Below are 18,841 nucleotides of genomic sequence, written 5' to 3'. Positions count from 1 at the left end.
GATTGATATTTTTTTCACAAGGTTAACCTTTGAGTCACTCAACATCGTTAACCTATGATATAATGACAAATGTATTTAACAGCAAGTGTAGGAGGTAGTAAAAAGTATGACTAACGAAATTTTAATCGTTGATGATGAAGATAGAATTAGAAGATTACTTAAATTATATTTAGAAAGAGAATCTTTTGAAATTCATGAAGCAAGAGATGGTAAAGAAGCCTACGAGCTTGCTCTTGAAAACAACTATGCGTGCATCCTCTTAGATTTAATGCTTCCTGAAATGGATGGAATTGAAGTTGCCTCTAAACTTAGAGAACATAAAGATACACCTATCATCATGCTTACTGCAAAAGGTGAAGAAACAAATCGTGTTGAAGGATTTGAATCGGGAGCAGATGATTATATTGTGAAGCCTTTCTCACCAAGAGAAGTAGTATTGAGAGTAAAGGCGTTATTAAGACGCACACAAACTGCAAACACTGAGCAAAGCGAACCGCACGCACGCGATATTATTGAATTTAGTCATCTAGTGATTGATAATGACGCTCATCGGGTCCTTGCGGATAATCAACAAGTGAATCTAACACCTAAAGAGTATGAATTACTCATCTATTTAGCTAAAACTCCAAATAAAGTATTTGATCGAGAACAGTTACTTAAAGAGGTTTGGCATTACGAATTTTATGGGGACTTGCGTACAGTAGATACTCATGTCAAAAGACTTAGAGAAAAGTTAAATCGAGTATCAAGTGATGCTGCACAAATGATACAAACTGTGTGGGGTGTCGGTTATAAATTTGAGGTAAAACCTAGTGATGAACCGACTAAATAGTGTTGTTATAAAACTGTGGTTAACTATTATTTTAATAGTAGCGACAGTTTTAATTTTATTAAGTGTTTCATTAATCACTTTTATACAATATTACTTTACGCAAGAAACAGAATATGCGATTAAAGAAGATGCCAAAAGAATTAGTTCACTTGTTGAGAAGTCTCATAACAAAACATTAGCTATCCAAAATAGCCAAACACTCATTGATGGACCGGGTGGTCTCATTATTATGAACGACATGAGCGAGAAACCAGACTCATCATATAAAGACACTAAAAAACAAATGTTCAATGAAATAAAAAAGAGCACTAAATTTAAAAAAGTGTTTAAAGAAGGTGAGTATGAAACTCAAAATATTACAATAAAAAATAAAGGTAATTCTCAATCTTATCTTTTGTTAGGATACCCAATGAAAGCTCAAAAAGGTGCTCAGAGCAATTATAGTGGTGTTTTTATATATAAAGATTTGAAATCTATCGAAGATACAAATAATGCTATTACAATTATTATCTTAATAACTGCTATTATATTTACTATAGCAAGCACAATATTTGCATTCTTTTTATCTAATAGAATAACAAAACCCTTACGTCAATTAAAAACTCAAGCACAAAAAGTTTCTGAAGGGGATTATAGTCAAATTTCAACTGTCGCTACTAAAGATGAAATAGGTGATTTATCACGTGCATTTAACAACATGAACGTTGAAATTCAAGAGCATATCAAAGCAATTTCTTCATCTAAGAATATAAGAGATACATTATTAAACTCTATGGTAGAAGGCGTTCTAGGTATTAATAATCAACGTGAAATCATATTGTCGAACAAGATGGCTGATGATATTATGCGTCACATTGATGATTTTTCAAAAGAATCTATTGAACAGCAAATTGAAGCAACATTTGAATCACAAGAAAATGAGTATTTAGAATTAGAAATTAATACAAGGTACTATGTATTTATCTCCAGTTATATAGATAGCATTCAAACAAATGGTAGAAGTGGTATTGTCATGGTCATCCGTGATATGACAAATGAACAAAATCTTGATCAAATGAAAAAAGATTTTATAGCAAATGTATCACATGAATTGCGTACGCCAATCTCTTTATTACAGGGCTACACTGAGTCCATAGTAGACGGTATAGTTACCGAACCAGATGAAATACGTGACTCATTAGCAATCGTTTTAGATGAATCTAAACGACTTAATCGTTTAGTCAATGAGTTACTAAATGTAGCTCGTATGGATGCTGAAGGATTATCAGTTGAGAAGGAATTACAACCTATTCAACATCTTCTTGATAAAATGGAGTCTAAATATCGCATGCAAAGTGAAGAGTTAGGTTTAACAATGACGTTTGATTCTAATAATGAAGAACAATTATGGAACTATGATATGGATAGAATGGACCAAGTATTAACTAATTTAATTGATAATGCAACAAGATATACACAAGCTGGTGATTCTATAAAGATTTCTATTGAAGAAGATTCAGATTTCAATATTTTAACAATAACTGATACAGGCACTGGTATAGCGCCGGAACATCTGAAACAAGTATTTGACCGTTTTTATAAAGTAGACGCTGCTCGAAAAAGAGGTAAGCAAGGCACTGGGTTAGGTCTTTTCATTTGTAAAATGATTATTGAAGCACACGGTGGACGTATTGATGTTGAGAGCGAATTAGGCAAAGGTACTTCATTTATTATTAGACTACCTAAATCAAAGCAAATTAGTTAGAAACCGAAAAGTATCATAAATTGTCAGTTTCAATGATTATTTTGAAAACAGAGAAATTATAATGCTACCCATCAAAATTAATATATGAAATACGCCTGAGACACAGAGTGATGTCTCAGGCGTATTTTGTATATAATCAGTCGATAACTAAATTGAGCATAAATTTAATTATCATTATATTTGAATAACTTCTACAAGTTTAAAGATATCATTTCAGAATCAATAAAGTTTATTTATTTATTTATTTATTTATTTATTGGTAAATATTTTATGTGTTCAAACTTAAATCCAAGTTATATATTGATTTCACATTTTGTTATTAAGGTCTAAAAATTATATTAACCGTAAGCAGAAATATTGAGTTTTTAAAATTAATCATGTAATATAAATTTAAAATAAAATTGATATATTCATCTTCGGGGTAGGGTGTGATTCCCAACCGGCAGTAATTTAAGCCTGCGACGACAACGTATTAATTTTTGCTTTGTCTTGATTCAGTGAAAGTCTGAAGCCGACAGTATAGTCTGGATGGGAGAAGATGGAGGTTTTTTGTTGTACAAATTTCCTCCTTTTCTAAGTAAGATGAATGGAAGGAGAAAATTATATATGCAACAAAACAAACGTTTGATTACAATTAGTATGTTAAGTGCGGTAGCGTTTGTGTTAACTTTCATCAAGTTTCCATTGCCATTTATTCCACCGTATCTAACTCTCGATTTTAGTGATGTTCCGACATTATTAGCAACATTCCTCTTAAGTCCTATTGCTGGGATTATCGTTGCACTCATCAAAAATATTTTAAATTTTCTATTCAATATAGGGGATCCTGTTGGACCAGTAGCTAACTTTTTAGCAGGCGTCAGCTTTTTGCTATCATCATACTATGTTTATAGAAAAAGAAGAAATAATCGTTCTTTAATTTATGGATTAATTACAGGTACAATCGTTATGACTATTGTTTTGAGCATTTTAAATTATTTTGTGTTACTTCCATTATATGGAATGATATTTAATTTAGGTGATGTGCTTAATAACGTAAAAATTGTTATTGTGTCTGGAGTCATACCTTTTAATTTAATTAAAGGCATAATCATTTCCATTATATTTGTGTTGTTATTTAGAAGACTAAGACATATCATTAAATAAAAAACATTTTAAACTTTTTTGATTTATCTATTATAAAGACAATGTTCATATTCAAAAATGGACATTGTCTTTATGTTGTTTCTAAAGATATAAAGAAAATGTAACTCATAAACAATTTAACAATAGTGAGCGTAACGCTTTAAGATATTATGATTTTAAACTTCTTATCAAATAGAACACTGATTTTAATGAGCTATATAAAATGTTATCAATAAAGACTAATAAACAACCCCAAATGAATCATATTAAACAATTCATTTGGGGATCAATTCATCTAATAGCTTATTATTTTATTGTTTATGGCTAGTTAACTTAACAATTAATGCTCATACAAATTGATATACTATAAATAGTAATAAATTATTTAGATTAATTTTTATATATTCTAAGAATCATATATTATTCAAATTTCAGTGCGTCACCATCAAATGGTTCGTCTTCAATTTTGATTGAGTCAGTAGGACAACCTTCTAGTGCATCTTCCATATCTTCATATAACTCTTCAGGCACTTCAGCAGTACCTTGGTTATCGTCGAGGATTACGTATGCAATACCTTCATCATCGTAATCATATATATCTGGAGCAGCTGCACCGCAAGCACCGCATGCTATACATGTATCCATATCAACGATTGTATATTTTGCCATATTTATTCGCCTCCTTTGATAAAAATGCTACACTAGTATTGTAAATACAATTGTAGACATCGATAGATTACATTTCAATTTATTCGTTTTATAGAGTGAGGGTTTAATTTGTACAATATACTATCATACGCCATGAGTCATGCATTTAACTACAAAACCAATAAAAGTATCTATAATATTTTAATAGGCAAGAAGTCACACCAAACGTTTTTTGATGCGTCAAGCCAACAACTTTTGTCATTATATCATAGTTTACCTAATTTAAAGTATTCAACTTTTGAGCAATTTATACTCCAAAAGGATGATTTTGAAAAATCAATTCAAGTAAAAATACATCCACAATACACTTATGATAGTCTCACTCAAACGTTTAGTTGCATACAATTACTTATCCAAACGTTATCTCATAAACGCAAGGAGTCAAATACTTTTATTCCAATTGTTCAAAATACCTATGTTCAACAAAGGGTCAAACAAATTTATCAACAGGTCATTGAATCAAATCAAGTATCAAAAACTATAGACGAAATATATTTATTATTTGAGAATTTAAATAATAAAGCCAACCATACATTTCTTCATTATTATTTACAAGGATATGAGGAATCTATGTATACTAGACAACAAATAAGTTTAATTGAGGGTATACCACAATCAGAACTATTTGAACGAGAAATGAATGAACTGATTGCCTTATTGAATCAATTAAAAGATTCAACGAAATATCCAATACTTTCTCAAGCTATCATTCTTTCACCATTACAATCAAATACATACTTAAGCTATCAAAAGTTAAAATCTGGGCTCAATTTAAAAGAAATTGCTCAACAACAAAATGTAAAACTTAACACAATTGAAGATCATGTTCTAGAAATGTATATTAAGGGTTATCTGATTGACTATACATTATTTATAAATAAAAAAGATATTCTCGAATTTATAAACTACTATCAAAATCATCGAGGTAAACGATTAAAATTTCATAAAGAACATTTTAATGATTGGACTTACTTTCAAATTAAGTTAGTTATAGTAGGAATAGAAAGAGGTGACTTAATTGCTGAAAGATAATTTAAAGAAATGGTTTGGTTTTGATGAATTTAAAGAGGGGCAAGAAGAAATTATTGATAGCGTCCTTCATGGAAAGCATACACTTGGAATTTTACCAACTGGTAGTGGTAAAAGTTTATGTTATCAACTCCCAACATATATATTAGAAAAACCAACATTAATTATATCACCACTCATTTCACTTATGGATGATCAAGTAATGCAAATGAAGTTAAAAGGTGAAACACATGTTGCATGTATCCATTCTGGCATGGACGAAGTAGAAAAAAGAGACAATATTAAACGACTAAGTAAAAGTCGATTTATTTATTTAAGTCCAGAATATATATTGCAACCCCATAATTTTAAGTACATCGCTCATATCAACTTTGGATTAATAGTATTAGATGAAGCACACTGTTTATCAGAGTGGGGGTATGATTTTAGACCTCACTATGCTTTAGTTGGTAAAATTATTCATCATTTTAATTCAGCAACAGTGTTAGCACTAACAGCTACAGCACCACCTCAATTAGAGACTGATTTATCTCACATTTTATCACTCAAATTAAATGTAGTTCAAAAAAGTATGAATCGAAAAAATATTAGCTTACAGCACTTTAATTTTAATGATGATGAGGGGAAGATTGAATGGCTGTTACCATTTTTATCTAATTCTGGGCCTACAATTATATATGTTTCTTCTAAAAAAAGATGTTTAGAACTAGCCCAAATGATTTATGATTCAGGATATCTAACAGGTATATATCATGGAGATTTAAGTTATCAGGAACGCCAAACAGTTCAACAACAGTTTTTTAATAATGACATACCAGTTATAGTAGCAACAAGTGCTTTTGGAATGGGAATAAATAAAAAAGATATTCGTACAGTCATACATTTTCATTTATCATCTTCACCATCTAACTATTTACAAGAAATTGGTCGTGCTGGTAGAGATGGTAAACAAAGTCAAGCCATTAGCTTATTTCAACCTGATGATAGTTTTATTCTAGAAACATTACTATTCACTGATATGATCACTGATGACGATATCACAATGTTTGAGATGGGAAACCACTTACCAGATGAAAAGGAAAAAATTTTAAGTACTTTAAACTTACAATTCACATTTAGCCAACTTAAAGATATATTTCATCAATCATATCAACGTAAGCGACTAGGTTATATGAGAATGATGGGGTATACAAATTTAGATCAATGTAGACGCAAATACTTGCTGGAATTTTTTGGTGAACATCCTCAAAGTCCAAAACAATGTTGTGATCAAGATTCAAGCTTAGAATCTATTCAGATATTGAATCGTAAAAAGGTGAAAAGAAAACTAAGTTTTAATGAAAAATTATATAATTTGTTCGAAACCTAGCTATCGCTTTACTTACTGAAATTTAACAAGCTATAATCAATATGTAGACCCAATTAAGCAGTGTTAAATACTTTTAATTATTTTACATATTTAATTTTAACTTGGGTATAGAGTAATTAATCAAAATAGAAGGGATGATAGTTGTGTCTAATAATAATTTTAAAGATGATTTTGAAAAGAATCGTCAATCTATTAATCCAGACGAGCATCAAAGAGATTTAAAAGAAGATGATAAAACAAATGAAAATAATAAAGAAGTAGACTCTCAAAACAGTGTATCTAATAACTCAAATCAGCAATTTCCACCAAGAAATGCACAACGACGAAAAAGACGCAGAGAGACAGCTACAAATCAAAGCAAACATCAAGACGACAAGCATCAAAAAAATAGTGACGCTAAAACTACAGAAGGTTCATTAGATGACCGTTATGACGAAGCACAGTTACAGCAACAACATGATAATTCGCAACAGCAAAATAAAATTGAAAAACAATCACAAGATAGTAGAATGATAGATGGAAAAGATGCAGCTATTGTAAATGGAAAATCTGAGTCTTCAGAACATAAATCAAAATCAACACAAAATAGACCCGGCCCTAAAGCTCAACAACAAAAGGATAAATCAGAAAGTACGCAATCAAAATCTTCAACAAACAAAGATAAAAAAGTAGCTACAGGAGCTGGAATAGCTGGTGCAGCTGGTGTTGCAGAAACATCCAAACACCATCATAATAAAAAAAATAAACAAGATTCTAAACAGTCAAATCATGAGAATGACGAAAAATCTGTTAAAAATGATGACAAAAAGCAATCTAAAAAAGGCAAGAAAGCAGCAGTCGGTGCTGGCGCAGCTGCAGGAGTTGGTGCGGCTGGTGCTGCGCATCATAACAAACAAAATAAACATCATAATGAGGAAAAAAATTCTAGTCAAAACAATCAGTACAATAACCACTCAGATGATAAGAAAAAAGGTGGTTTCATGAAAATCTTGTTACCACTCATAGCAGCCATTCTTATTCTAGGTGCAATAGCAATATTCGGTGGTATGGCTCTAAATAATCACAACGACAGTAAAAGTGATGACCAAAAAATAGCGAATCAAAGTAAGAAAGACTCAGATAAAAAAGATGGTGAGCAATCCGGAGATAACAAAGACAAAAATCACGATAGTAAAAAAGACAAAAAATCTGATTCTGATAAGAAAGCTAATGATGATTCTGATAAGAACACTAATGATGACTCTGATAATAGTTCCTCAAATCCTAACGCTACTTCAACTAATAATAACGTTAATGTAGCTAATAATAACTCAAATTATACAAACCAAAATCAACAAGATAATGCAAATCAAAATAGCAATAATCAACAGACAACTCAAGGACAACAATCACATACAGTATACGGTCAAGAAAACTTATATCGTATCGCCATACAATATTATGGAGAAGGAACTCAAGCTAACGTAGATAAAATTAAACGTGCGAATGGATTAAGCAGTAATAATATTCATAATGGTCAAACACTAGTTATTCCTCAATAACATGATTAATAGTCCCAGTATTGGTGACAAACACCAATATTGGGGCTATATTTTTATTTAATTCAAAATTCAGGTCTTAGCTAAAATAGTGAATAACTGATATAATTATTTGGTGATTAAAGGAGGATAAGTATGCAAACTATTGAAAGCATCATTATAGGTGGCGGTCCATGTGGATTAAGTGCAGCAATTGAACAAAAGAAAAAAGGTATTGAAACATTAGTAATTGAAAAAGGTAATGTTGTTGAATCAATCTATAATTATCCAACACATCAGACTTTTTTCTCATCAAGTGATAAATTAAGTATCGGAGATATTCCTTTTATTGTTGAAGATAGTAAGCCAAGACGCAATCAAGCGCTTGTATACTATAGGGAAGTCGTTAAACATCATCAACTTAACATACATCCGTTCGAAGAAGTTTTAACAGTTAAAAAAATAAATAATAAATTTGCAATTACAACCACAAAAGGTGTATATGAATGTAAATATTTAACTGTTGCTACGGGTTATTATGGTCAACATAATACTTTAGAAGCGGAAGGGGCAGAATTACCTAAAGTATTCCATTACTTTAAAGAAGCACATCCGTATTTTAATCAAAATGTTGTTATTATTGGAGGCAAAAACTCTGCTGTTGATGCTGCGTTAGAATTAGAAAAAGCTGGTGCTAATGTAACTGTTTTATATCGTGGTGAACAGTATCCTAAAGCAATTAAACCATGGATATTACCTAATTTCGAATCATTAGTCAATCATGAAAAAATAACGATGGAATTTAATGCGACAGTAACCAAAATTACCGATCATTCAGTGACTTATGAAAAAGATGGTCAACTTATAGAAATTGATAATGACTACGTTTTTGCTATGATTGGTTATCATCCAGATTACGATTTCTTAAAAACGATAGGTATAGATATCCATACCAATGAATATGGTACTGCTCCTGTTTATAATCGAGAAACATTTGAAACAAACGTCGAAAATTGTTATATAGCTGGTGTTATTGCTGCGGGTAATGATGCAAATACTATTTTTATCGAAAATGGTAAATACCATGGTGGTGTCATTACACAAAGCATTTTGACAAAAAAACAAACACCACTTGAAACATAGAGCCTACAAAAAGCTTGGGATACTAAACAATGTCCCAAGCTTTCTTAATGTATTGGTAATCAATGACTCAATTAAAATGCACATATTAATGATAGGTAAGCCTTAATTAGAGTATAATTGCACTAAAGAAATTTCATAGACAATGCACGCAACTAATAGAAATCGGAGTGTGACAATGAACTCGATACGAATTTTTGTCCCACTCTTTTTAATTACTCTTCGAAATATCGCTCTAATTGATTATGAGTCATATCCTGACTCAAACCAACTAGTAATTTTAGCCTTGCCTTTGGTCCATTTAAACCATTCGAAAAAATAACATCATTATTTTTTAAATCTGCGCCACCACCTTCATAAGCATATACAGGACTAACAATGCCATTGAATGATCTAGATACGAGAACTAGAGGAATCTTATTCTTTAGACATTGCTGTAGTCCATTAAGACAACTTTTTGGAAGATTACCTTGTCCTAGTGCTTCGATGACTATACCATCAACGTGCTGTTGTGCATAAAATGATAGTACATCATCTTCCATACCCATGTATGCTTTTACAAGTGGAACACGTAAATTTACATCGATATATTGATAGGTAGTTTGTCTGTAGGGATGATGATAAAATTGTACTCGATTCTTGGTAAGTACACCTAGAGGCCCCTGATTAGGACTTTGAAATGTATTTATATTCGAAGTATGTGTCTTTGTCACATTACGAGCAGTATGAATCTCATCATTAAATACAACCATTACACCTTTATGATTAGCCTCAAATGAAGTAGCAACCCTTATAGCAGAAATAAAATTATAGAGACCATCGGAACCAATTTCATTGGATGATCTCATTGCTCCAGTAATTACTATGGGCTCTTGAATATCAATTAATAAATCTATTAAAAAAGCTGTTTCCTCAAGTGTATCTGTTCCATGAGTAATAACAAATCCATCATATATATTTTCTTTAGAATATGTAATGATTTCGTCTCTTAATCGCACAACATTCGAAATTGTCATATGCGGCGAGGGTATATTTAGAAGATTGATTTCGTCAACTTTTGCATATTGACCAATGATATTTTGATGTTGAGATATTGGATTTTCTTCATTCGTTATCACTTTATTAGTTTGATCTTGTGACATACTTATTGTGCCACCAGTGTGTATGACAAGTAGACGTTTCATTACGTATTCCTCCTATTTATTCTTTACTTTTTTATGATAAAATAATATCTATAAAACAACAAGGAAGGTTATCAAATAATGAGTTCAATTAATATTGCACTAGATGGCCCAGCTGCTGCAGGTAAGAGTACTATTGCTAAACATGTAGCCAGTCGTCTATCTATGATATATGTTGATACAGGAGCAATGTATCGTGCCATTACATATAAATATTTACAAAATGGCAAACCCGAAAATTTTGATTATCTAATTAATAACACTAAACTTGAGCTTACTTATGATGAAGCAAAAGGGCAAAGAATCATACTAGACAATCAAGACGTCACTGATTATTTAAGAGAAAATGATGTAACACATCACGTATCTTATGTTGCTTCTAAAGAACCAGTGCGTTCCTTTGCAGTGAAAATACAAAAAGAATTAGCTGCTAAAAAAGGTATCGTTATGGATGGCCGAGATATTGGTACAGTTGTATTACCAGATGCCGAATTAAAAGTTTATATGATTGCATCTGTTGCTGAACGCGCTGAACGACGACAAAAAGAGAATGAACAACGTGGCATTGAATCAAATTTAGAACAATTAAAAGACGAAATTGAAGCACGAGATCACTATGATATGAATCGTGAAATTTCGCCATTACAAAAAGCCGAAGATGCTATTACACTTGATACTACTGGTAAATCTATAGAAGAGGTAACAAATGAAATATTGTCTCTACTTTAAATGTTAAAATTAAAATCCTAATATTGTTTATTGTAAACATTTAAGTGTAGTAGAATTTATAATCAATGACTAGAACATATTAAAATTATTAGTGTTGATTTATTCAAAAGCCACGGACGCTCTGTCTCTGGCTTTTATTTTTGACCATTGAGAACTATGTAAATAATCTTATTTTTAACCAAGTCTCCTCGATAGAGTAGTAATACAATGTTTATTACCAATTCTGATATATCTTTTTCAATTTTATTCCTCATATTATTATGAGCTTAGGATTAATTGCCATGAAATTTATGTTACAATAAAAATAACAATGTTATTAAATATACTACAAACTAAATTGACCATCACTTAACTAGGTGCTCTGTTAAACTTTTGTTATAAATTAAAGATAGATGCAACCTATTCATATAAAGTGGTATCTCTTGACAATTTTACTTGTTTATAAGATGTTATAATTATGTAGTGTATAAGGAGGCATACAAGATGACTGAAGAATTCAATGAATCAATGATTAATGATATTAAAGAAGGTGACAAAGTCACTGGTGAAGTTCAACAAGTAGAGGATAAACAAGTTGTTGTGCATATTAATGGTGGCAAATTTAATGGAATTATTCCTATTAGCCAGCTTTCTACACATCATATCGAAAACCCTAGTGAAGTTGTAAAAGTCGGTGATGAAGTTGAAGCGTACGTCACTAAAATCGAGTTCGATGAAGAAAACGATACTGGGGCATACATTTTATCAAAAAGACAACTTGAAACTGAAAAATCTTATGAATATTTACAAGAAAAACTAAATAACGATGAAGTGATTGAAGCTGAAGTTACTGAAGTAGTTAAAGGTGGTTTAGTCGTTGACGTTGGTCAAAGAGGGTTTGTACCTGCTTCTCTAATTTCAACTGATTTCATTGAAGACTTTTCTGTATTCGATGGTCAAACAATCCGTATTAAAGTGGAGGAACTTGATCCTGAAAATAATAGAGTCATTTTAAGCCGTAAAGCTGTGGAACAGTTAGAAAACGATGCTAAAAAAGCTTCAATATTAGATTCTTTAAATGAAGGCGATGTTATTGATGGTAAAGTTGCTCGATTAACTAACTTTGGTGCTTTCATTGATATTGGTGGTGTAGATGGTTTAGTTCATGTATCTGAATTATCTCATGAACATGTTCAAACACCAGAAGAAGTTGTGTCAGTCGGTGAAGCAGTCAAAGTTAAAGTTAAATCTGTAGAAAAAGATTCTGAACGTATTTCTTTATCTATTAAAGACACTTTACCAACACCATTTGAAAACATTAAAGGGAAATTTCACGAAGATGATGTTATTGAAGGTACTGTAGTACGTTTGGCGAACTTTGGCGCATTCGTAGAAATTGCTCCATCCGTCCAAGGTTTAGTGCATATTTCTGAAATCGATCATAAACATATCGGTTCTCCTAACGAAGTATTAGAACCCGGACAACAAGTTAATGTAAAAATATTAGGTATCGATGAAGATAATGAAAGAATTTCATTATCAATCAAAGCAACATTACCAAAAGAGAATGTCATTGAAAGTGACGCATCCACAACTCAATCATATCTTGAAGATGATAATGATGAAGATAAACCAACATTAGGCGACGTTTTTGGTGACAAATTTAAAGATCTTAAATTTTAATTAAACTAAAATCATTTGCGATATAAAATATAATGACTCCAATTTACGCGTAAACTTAAAATCAAATTTACGTGTAATAATTGGAGTCTTTTTTTAAACGATATACTGTACAAAATATATCTTTTCGAACATGTAAAATAAACATATTCAAGTTTTGAATAAATCTGCTCTTATGATAAAATTATGTAGATTAAAAAAGAGAGGAAGTTTATCCTATGACTAAACCGATAGTAGCAATTGTAGGAAAACCAAACGTAGGGAAATCTACAATTTTTAATAGAGTTGTCGGCGAACGTGTTTCTATCGTAGAAGATACACCAGGCGTTACTCGTGATCGTATTTATTCATCTGGCGAGTGGTTGACTCATGAATTTAACATCATTGATACAGGTGGTATTGAAATTGGAGATGCTCCTTTTCAAACTCAAATCCGTGCACAGGCAGAAATAGCAATTGAAGAAGCAGATGTCATCATTTTTATGGTCAATGTTAGAGAAGGACTTACACAAAGTGATGAAATGGTCGCACAAATGCTTTATAAATCTAAGAAACCTGTTGTATTAGCTGTGAATAAAGTTGATAATCTTGAAATGCGAAATGATATCTATGATTTCTATTCTTTAGGCTTTGGAGATCCATATCCTATTTCTGGTTCACATGGATTAGGACTTGGGGATTTACTAGATGCTGTCGTTGAAAACTTTAATAAAGAATCAGAAGATCCTTATGACGAAGATACGATACGTCTTTCCATCATAGGTAGACCTAATGTTGGTAAATCTAGCTTGGTCAATGCTATTTTAGGCGAAGAACGTGTTATTGTGTCTAATGTTGCTGGTACAACTCGAGATGCCATTGATACCGAATACTCTTATGATGGACAAGATTATGTATTGATTGATACTGCTGGAATGAGAAAAAAGGGTAAGGTGTATGAATCGACTGAAAAATATTCTGTATTACGTGCATTAAAAGCGATTGAGCGTTCAGAAGTAGTATTAGTAGTTATTGATGCTGAACAAGGTATAATTGAACAAGATAAACGTGTAGCTGGCTATGCACATGAGGAAGGTAAAGCTATTGTTATTGTAGTAAATAAATGGGATACAGTCGAAAAAGATAGTAAGACAATGAAAAAATTCACTGATGATATTAGAAATGAATTTCAATTTTTAGATTATGCTCAAATTGCGTTCGTATCAGCAAAAGAAGGGCTAAGATTAAAAACATTATTCCCTTATATCAATCAAGCCAGTGAAAATCATAAAAAGCGTGTCCAAAGTTCGACACTTAATGAAGTTGTTACTGATGCCATCTCAATGAATCCAACACCTACTGACAAAGGTAGAAGACTTAACGTATTCTATACAACTCAGGTTGCAATTGAACCACCGACATTTGTAGTATTTGTTAATGATGTCGAATTAATGCATTTTTCTTATAGGAGATATTTAGAAAACCAAATACGTAATGCTTTTGGTTTTGAAGGAACACCTATTCATATTATTCCAAGAAAAAGAAATTAAAAACAAAGGGGAATTCAATAATGAGAAAAATTACAGTTTTTGGTATGGGTAGTTTTGGTACTGCATTAGCTAATGTATTAGCTCAAAATGGTCATGATGTTTTAATGTGGGGCAAAAATGTAGAGAATGTAGATGAACTTAACACACATCATATGAACAAAAGTTATCTTAAAGATGCTAAATTAGATTCATCTATAAAAGCAACTGCAGATTTAAATAGCGCAGTGCAATTTTCAGATATCTATCTTATGGCTCTACCTACAAAAGCAATAAGAGAAGTATCAAAAGATATCGATCAATTACTCACATCTAAAAAGACTTTTATTCATGTTGCTAAAGGCATTGAAAACGGTACATTTAAGCGCGTATCTGAAATGATTGAGGATTCTATCTTGCCAGAACATAATGGAGGAATCGGTGTCTTATCAGGTCCAAGTCATGCTGAAGAAGTTGTTATCAAACAACCTACAACTGTAGCTGCATCATCTAAAGATAATAATGTGAGCAAACTTATTCAAGATTTATTTATGAACGACTATTTACGTGTTTACACAAATAATGATTTAGTAGGTGTAGAACTAGGTGGTGCTTTAAAAAATATTATAGCTATAGCTAGTGGTATCGTTGCCGGCATGGGTTACGGTGATAATGCCAAGGCTGCTTTAATGACACGAGGTTTAGCCGAAATCAGTCGACTTGGTGAGAAACTTGGAGCAGATCCAATGACTTTCTTAGGTCTAGGTGGCATAGGTGACTTGATCGTAACTTGTACGTCCACACATTCACGAAATTACACACTTGGATTTAAATTAGGGCAAGGCAAAACAGCAGAAGAAGCTTTAAAAGAGATGAAAATGGTAGTTGAAGGTATTTATACAACTAAGTCAGTATATCATCTTGCTCAACAAGAAGGAGTAGAAATGCCTATCACCAACGCACTATATGAAGTTTTATTTGAAGATGTTCCTGTAAGTAAAAGTGTCAGAACACTTATGGAAAGAGACAAAAAAGCAGAATAGATAGTGTAATATTACTTTTTATGAGCGAATATTAAAAAAATTCGTCATAAATCGCATAAAACCAACGTTTCTATTGCATAAATCGTTGCGATGACAGTAACCCTTGTGTTAAAGTCAAAACATAATGATATAATGAATATCATTATAAAACCTCAGGAGGTGAATTCATAATGAATAAAACTGATTTAATCAATGCAGTTGCAGAACAAGCTGACTTAACTAAAAAAGAAGCTGGTTCAGCAGTAGATGCTGTATTTGAATCTATCCAAAACTCACTTGCTAAAGGTGAAAAAGTACAATTAATCGGTTTCGGTAACTTTGAAGTACGTGAACGCGCTGCTCGTAAAGGTCGTAACCCTCAAACAGGTAAAGAAATTGACATCCCTGCAAGTAAAGTACCAGCATTTAAAGCTGGTAAAGCATTAAAAGATGCTGTAAAATAATTTACTTAAAAAAGCCCCTTTGAGGGCTTTTTCTTTTTAACTTATAGATCAATGGTCTATCACTCTATATATTTTATTTTTAAGTAGATTCAACACTTCATAACTTGTATCAATATTAAAAATATTTATATTATCGACTGTCTTAGTCTTAAAATTTGATAAATTACGTCATTTCAATCAATTACATATATATTTAGGAATGAGTTTGGGTTGATATACTCATTTACTATTTAATTAAGCTCGTTTATCTAGCTATACTAGCTAGTAATCATCTAGTTAAAAAATTTATATAAAGCCATCTAGTAATTATTATCATATTAGTAATTACTAGATCTTTGGTAAAATGAGTTTTATTCCTAAAATCGCAAGCCACTTGCATAGAATAACTATTTATTTTAAAAGACTTAATCCAATAGATTTTATTTTTTTACATATAATGTTAATATTGTTAATGATAATATCGTGAGGTGTGAACATGGAAACGACAATAAGCAAACTGAACAAACATGTAGAACAACTGCTTAAGGGCATTAATGAGTATGAGTCTATTGAAATCAATAGCTCTTTAAGTCAATTATTAGATATGTACTCTATCCCAGATGAAGCTAAGATTGCTTGCCTCACAATTGATACATCTATGCGTCATTTGGATGCTATCGGTGATAATCATCTATCTAAGAAAGCAATATTAATAGGGGACCTATTAAGTGCTCATTTCTATACTCTATTAGCAAATATTCAAGATTCCACTTTTCAACTTACAATGAGCAAGGCCATTGTTAAAATCAATGAGGATAAATCATCAATTAATCAAAATGATCTCACTGATGAAGAATTGAAAGATGCGATTCTAGATATCGAAATACTATTTCCATATCTTACAATTAACCATTTTGGAAGTTCTGTTGATAAAATCAAATTATTCACTGAATTGACTTCTAAATATAAAGATTACCATCCTGAGTATCTGGGTAAGTTTAACAGACATGAAATAGATAAATATATTCAAGAAATTAGCAAAAGTTATAAAAAGAAGAGGTAATGAAAATGGCTGAAAATCAAGCTAAAAAAGAACAAGTTCATACAGTATTCCAAAATATTTCTCAAAAATACGATCGACTCAACAACATCATAAGTTTCGAACAACATAAAGTATGGAGAAAACATGTTATGAGTACTATGAATGTACAAAAAGGTAGTAAAGCTTTAGATGTGTGTTGTGGTACCGCTGATTGGACTATTGCATTAAGCGAAGCAGTAGGCTCAAAAGGTCAAGTAACTGGTCTTGATTTTAGTGAAAATATGCTTGAGGTAGGTAAACAGAAAACTGCTTCATTGGACAATATCCAGCTTGTTCATGGTGATGCTATGAATTTACCATTTGATGATAACTCATTTGATTATGTTACTATTGGTTTTGGCTTACGCAATGTACCGGATTATTTGTCAGCACTCAAAGAAATGCATCGAGTTTTAAAACCAGGAGGCATGGTGGTATGTCTTGAAACAAGCCAACCGACATTGCCATTATTCAAACAAATCTATAGTTTATACTTTAAATTTGTGATGCCAATTTTCGGTAAGATGTTTGCTAAGTCTAAAGAGGAATATGAGTGGTTGCAACAATCAACATTTAATTTTCCTGACAAACAAACATTGAAAGGCCTATTCTTTGAAGCAGGTTTTAACGATATCATTGTACGTAGCTTTACAGGTGGCGTTGCTGCAATGCACCTTGGCTATAAAGAAAACAGTTCTAGCAAAGGTGATTAACGTGGCAAAGTTAAACATTAACAACGAAATAAAGAAAGTAGAAAAGCGACTTGAAGAAGCAATTATAAGTTCTGATCAAACATTACAAGATGCCTCATTCCATTTACTATCTTCAGGTGGAAAAAGAGTTAGACCCGCTTTTGTTATTTTAAGTGGTCAATTTGGCTCTAACAACAAACCTTCAGAAGACACGTATCGTGTAGCAGTAGCTTTAGAATTAATTCACATGGCTACCTTAGTCCACGATGATGTGATAGATAAAAGTGATAAACGTAGAGGCCGACTCACTATTTCAAAAAAATGGGACCAAAGTACAGCTATTTTAACTGGAAATTTCTTACTTGCTATGGGACTCAAGTATCTATCTGAAATCAGTGATACTCGTGTCCATACGACCATTTCTAAATCAATTGTTGATGTGTGTAGAGGAGAACTATTCCAATTTCAAGATCAATTTAATAGCAATCAAACAATTACTAATTATTTACGTCGTATCAACCGTAAAACAGCACTTCTTATTCAACTGTCTACACAAGTTGGTGCGATTACTTCTAATGCGTCAAATGACGTTATTCGTAAATTAAAAATGATCGGACATTATATAGGTATGAGTTTCCAAATTATAGATGATGTGCTAGATTTTACCAGTTCTGAAAAGAAACTTGGTAAACCGGTTGGTAGTGATCTTATGAATGGTCATATTACATTACCTGTACTATTAGAAATGCGAAAAAATAAGACTTTTAAAGATAAAGTTTCACAACTTAATCCTGACAGTCCTCAACATGCTTTCGAAACTTGTATAACAATAATTAGACAGTCCGAAAGCATAGAACAGTCAAAACAAATAAGTGAAAAATATTTAAATAAAGCAATCAATTTAATCGATGAATTAGAGGATGGTCCTAATAAAGAACTATTTAGAAAGCTTATTAAAAAAATGGGAAGTCGAAATAAGTAAGTTTTGTGACAAAAGTTGAAAGCGCTTCATTATCCTGTTACCATACTAAGTAGCAGGATATTTTTATAGCTTGCAATGTTTTA

The 18,841-nt window shown here is 31.6% G+C and carries 17 protein-coding genes and 1 riboswitch; of the genes, 15 read left to right on the top strand and 2 right to left on the bottom strand.

Features of this window, described 5'->3' with window-relative positions:
• Positions 1-106: 106 nt before the first annotated feature.
• The 3 genes from HMPREF3241_RS08250 (at position 107) to HMPREF3241_RS08240 (ending at position 3,722) form a co-directional block, all read left to right on the top strand.
• On the top strand, positions 107-832 hold the full coding sequence (locus HMPREF3241_RS08250) for a response regulator transcription factor (RefSeq protein ID WP_002446487.1): 726 nt from the start codon (positions 107-109) through the stop codon (positions 830-832).
• A complete protein-coding gene (locus HMPREF3241_RS08245) occupies positions 816-2,576 on the top strand; it encodes an ATP-binding protein (RefSeq protein ID WP_070853588.1) in 1,761 nt (586 codons plus the stop codon). The genes HMPREF3241_RS08250 and HMPREF3241_RS08245 overlap by 17 nt, the downstream gene beginning before the upstream one ends.
• Positions 2,577-2,984: 408 nt before the next feature.
• Positions 2,985-3,120: riboswitch (FMN riboswitch) on the top strand.
• A gap of 62 nt (positions 3,121-3,182) precedes the next feature.
• On the top strand, positions 3,183-3,722 hold the full coding sequence (locus tag HMPREF3241_RS08240; protein ID WP_002457696.1) for an ECF transporter S component: 540 nt from the start codon (positions 3,183-3,185) through the stop codon (positions 3,720-3,722).
• A gap of 399 nt (positions 3,723-4,121) precedes the next feature.
• Here HMPREF3241_RS08240 and HMPREF3241_RS08235 read toward each other — a convergent pair whose 3' ends face one another.
• A complete protein-coding gene (locus HMPREF3241_RS08235; RefSeq protein ID WP_001831262.1) occupies positions 4,122-4,370 on the bottom strand; it encodes a ferredoxin in 249 nt (82 codons plus the stop codon).
• 108 nt (positions 4,371-4,478) lie between these two features.
• Here HMPREF3241_RS08235 and HMPREF3241_RS08230 point away from each other — a divergent pair, with 108 nt between their 5' ends.
• The 4 genes from HMPREF3241_RS08230 to ypdA all read left to right on the top strand — a co-directional run bounded on the left by HMPREF3241_RS08230 (position 4,479) and on the right by ypdA (position 9,467).
• Positions 4,479-5,441, top strand: coding sequence for a YpbB family protein (locus HMPREF3241_RS08230; RefSeq protein WP_002495741.1), 963 nt, complete (start codon positions 4,479-4,481; stop codon positions 5,439-5,441).
• Positions 5,428-6,807 carry a RecQ family ATP-dependent DNA helicase gene (locus tag HMPREF3241_RS08225; protein ID WP_002446483.1) on the top strand — a complete coding sequence of 460 codons (1,380 nt, stop codon included), beginning with the start codon at positions 5,428-5,430 and terminating at the stop codon, positions 6,805-6,807. Before HMPREF3241_RS08230 ends, HMPREF3241_RS08225 begins: the two co-directional genes overlap by 14 nt.
• A gap of 143 nt (positions 6,808-6,950) precedes the next feature.
• Positions 6,951-8,348 carry an elastin-binding protein EbpS gene (gene ebpS / locus HMPREF3241_RS08220; RefSeq protein ID WP_141763179.1) on the top strand — a complete coding sequence of 466 codons (1,398 nt, stop codon included), beginning with the start codon at positions 6,951-6,953 and terminating at the stop codon, positions 8,346-8,348.
• A 132-nt stretch (positions 8,349-8,480) separates the two neighbouring features.
• Positions 8,481-9,467, top strand: a complete 987-nt coding sequence (gene ypdA, locus HMPREF3241_RS08215) for a bacillithiol disulfide reductase YpdA (RefSeq protein WP_001831121.1) — start codon at positions 8,481-8,483, stop codon at positions 9,465-9,467.
• 212 nt (positions 9,468-9,679) lie between these two features.
• Here ypdA and HMPREF3241_RS08210 read toward each other — a convergent pair whose 3' ends face one another.
• Positions 9,680-10,648, bottom strand: coding sequence for an asparaginase (locus HMPREF3241_RS08210; protein WP_002446481.1), 969 nt, complete (start codon positions 10,646-10,648; stop codon positions 9,680-9,682).
• Positions 10,649-10,726: 78 nt separating this feature from the next.
• Between HMPREF3241_RS08210 and cmk the strand changes: the two genes are divergently transcribed.
• The 8 genes from cmk to HMPREF3241_RS08170 all read left to right on the top strand — a co-directional run bounded on the left by cmk (position 10,727) and on the right by HMPREF3241_RS08170 (position 18,758).
• Positions 10,727-11,374, top strand: coding sequence for a (d)CMP kinase (gene cmk, locus HMPREF3241_RS08205; protein ID WP_002446480.1), 648 nt, complete (start codon positions 10,727-10,729; stop codon positions 11,372-11,374).
• Positions 11,375-11,857: 483 nt separating this feature from the next.
• Positions 11,858-13,036, top strand: coding sequence for a 30S ribosomal protein S1 (gene rpsA, locus HMPREF3241_RS08200; RefSeq protein ID WP_002446479.1), 1,179 nt, complete (start codon positions 11,858-11,860; stop codon positions 13,034-13,036).
• Between the two features lie 215 nt (positions 13,037-13,251).
• On the top strand, positions 13,252-14,562 hold the full coding sequence (der, locus tag HMPREF3241_RS08195; RefSeq protein WP_002446478.1) for a ribosome biogenesis GTPase Der: 1,311 nt from the start codon (positions 13,252-13,254) through the stop codon (positions 14,560-14,562).
• Positions 14,563-14,582: 20 nt separating this feature from the next.
• Positions 14,583-15,581 (top strand): NAD(P)H-dependent glycerol-3-phosphate dehydrogenase, encoded by a 999-nt coding sequence (locus HMPREF3241_RS08190; protein WP_002446477.1) that lies wholly within the window; start codon positions 14,583-14,585, stop codon positions 15,579-15,581.
• 170 nt (positions 15,582-15,751) lie between these two features.
• A complete protein-coding gene (locus tag HMPREF3241_RS08185; RefSeq protein WP_001043863.1) occupies positions 15,752-16,024 on the top strand; it encodes an HU family DNA-binding protein in 273 nt (90 codons plus the stop codon).
• Between the two features lie 475 nt (positions 16,025-16,499).
• The gene (locus HMPREF3241_RS08180) at positions 16,500-17,066 is read left to right on the top strand and encodes a hypothetical protein (protein ID WP_002446476.1); all 567 of its coding nucleotides are present in this window, start codon (positions 16,500-16,502) and stop codon (positions 17,064-17,066) included.
• A gap of 5 nt (positions 17,067-17,071) precedes the next feature.
• On the top strand, positions 17,072-17,797 hold the full coding sequence (locus tag HMPREF3241_RS08175) for a demethylmenaquinone methyltransferase (protein WP_002457688.1): 726 nt from the start codon (positions 17,072-17,074) through the stop codon (positions 17,795-17,797).
• A gap of 1 nt (position 17,798) precedes the next feature.
• Positions 17,799-18,758 carry a polyprenyl synthetase family protein gene (locus tag HMPREF3241_RS08170; RefSeq protein ID WP_002495743.1) on the top strand — a complete coding sequence of 320 codons (960 nt, stop codon included), beginning with the start codon at positions 17,799-17,801 and terminating at the stop codon, positions 18,756-18,758.
• The last annotated feature ends 83 nt before the right edge of the window (positions 18,759-18,841 follow it).

Origin of the sequence: Staphylococcus sp. HMSC34G04, from assembly GCF_001838765.1 — a bacterium.
GTDB lineage: Bacteria > Bacillota > Bacilli > Staphylococcales > Staphylococcaceae > Staphylococcus > Staphylococcus epidermidis.
This window is presented reverse-complemented; position numbering and strand designations above follow the sequence as displayed.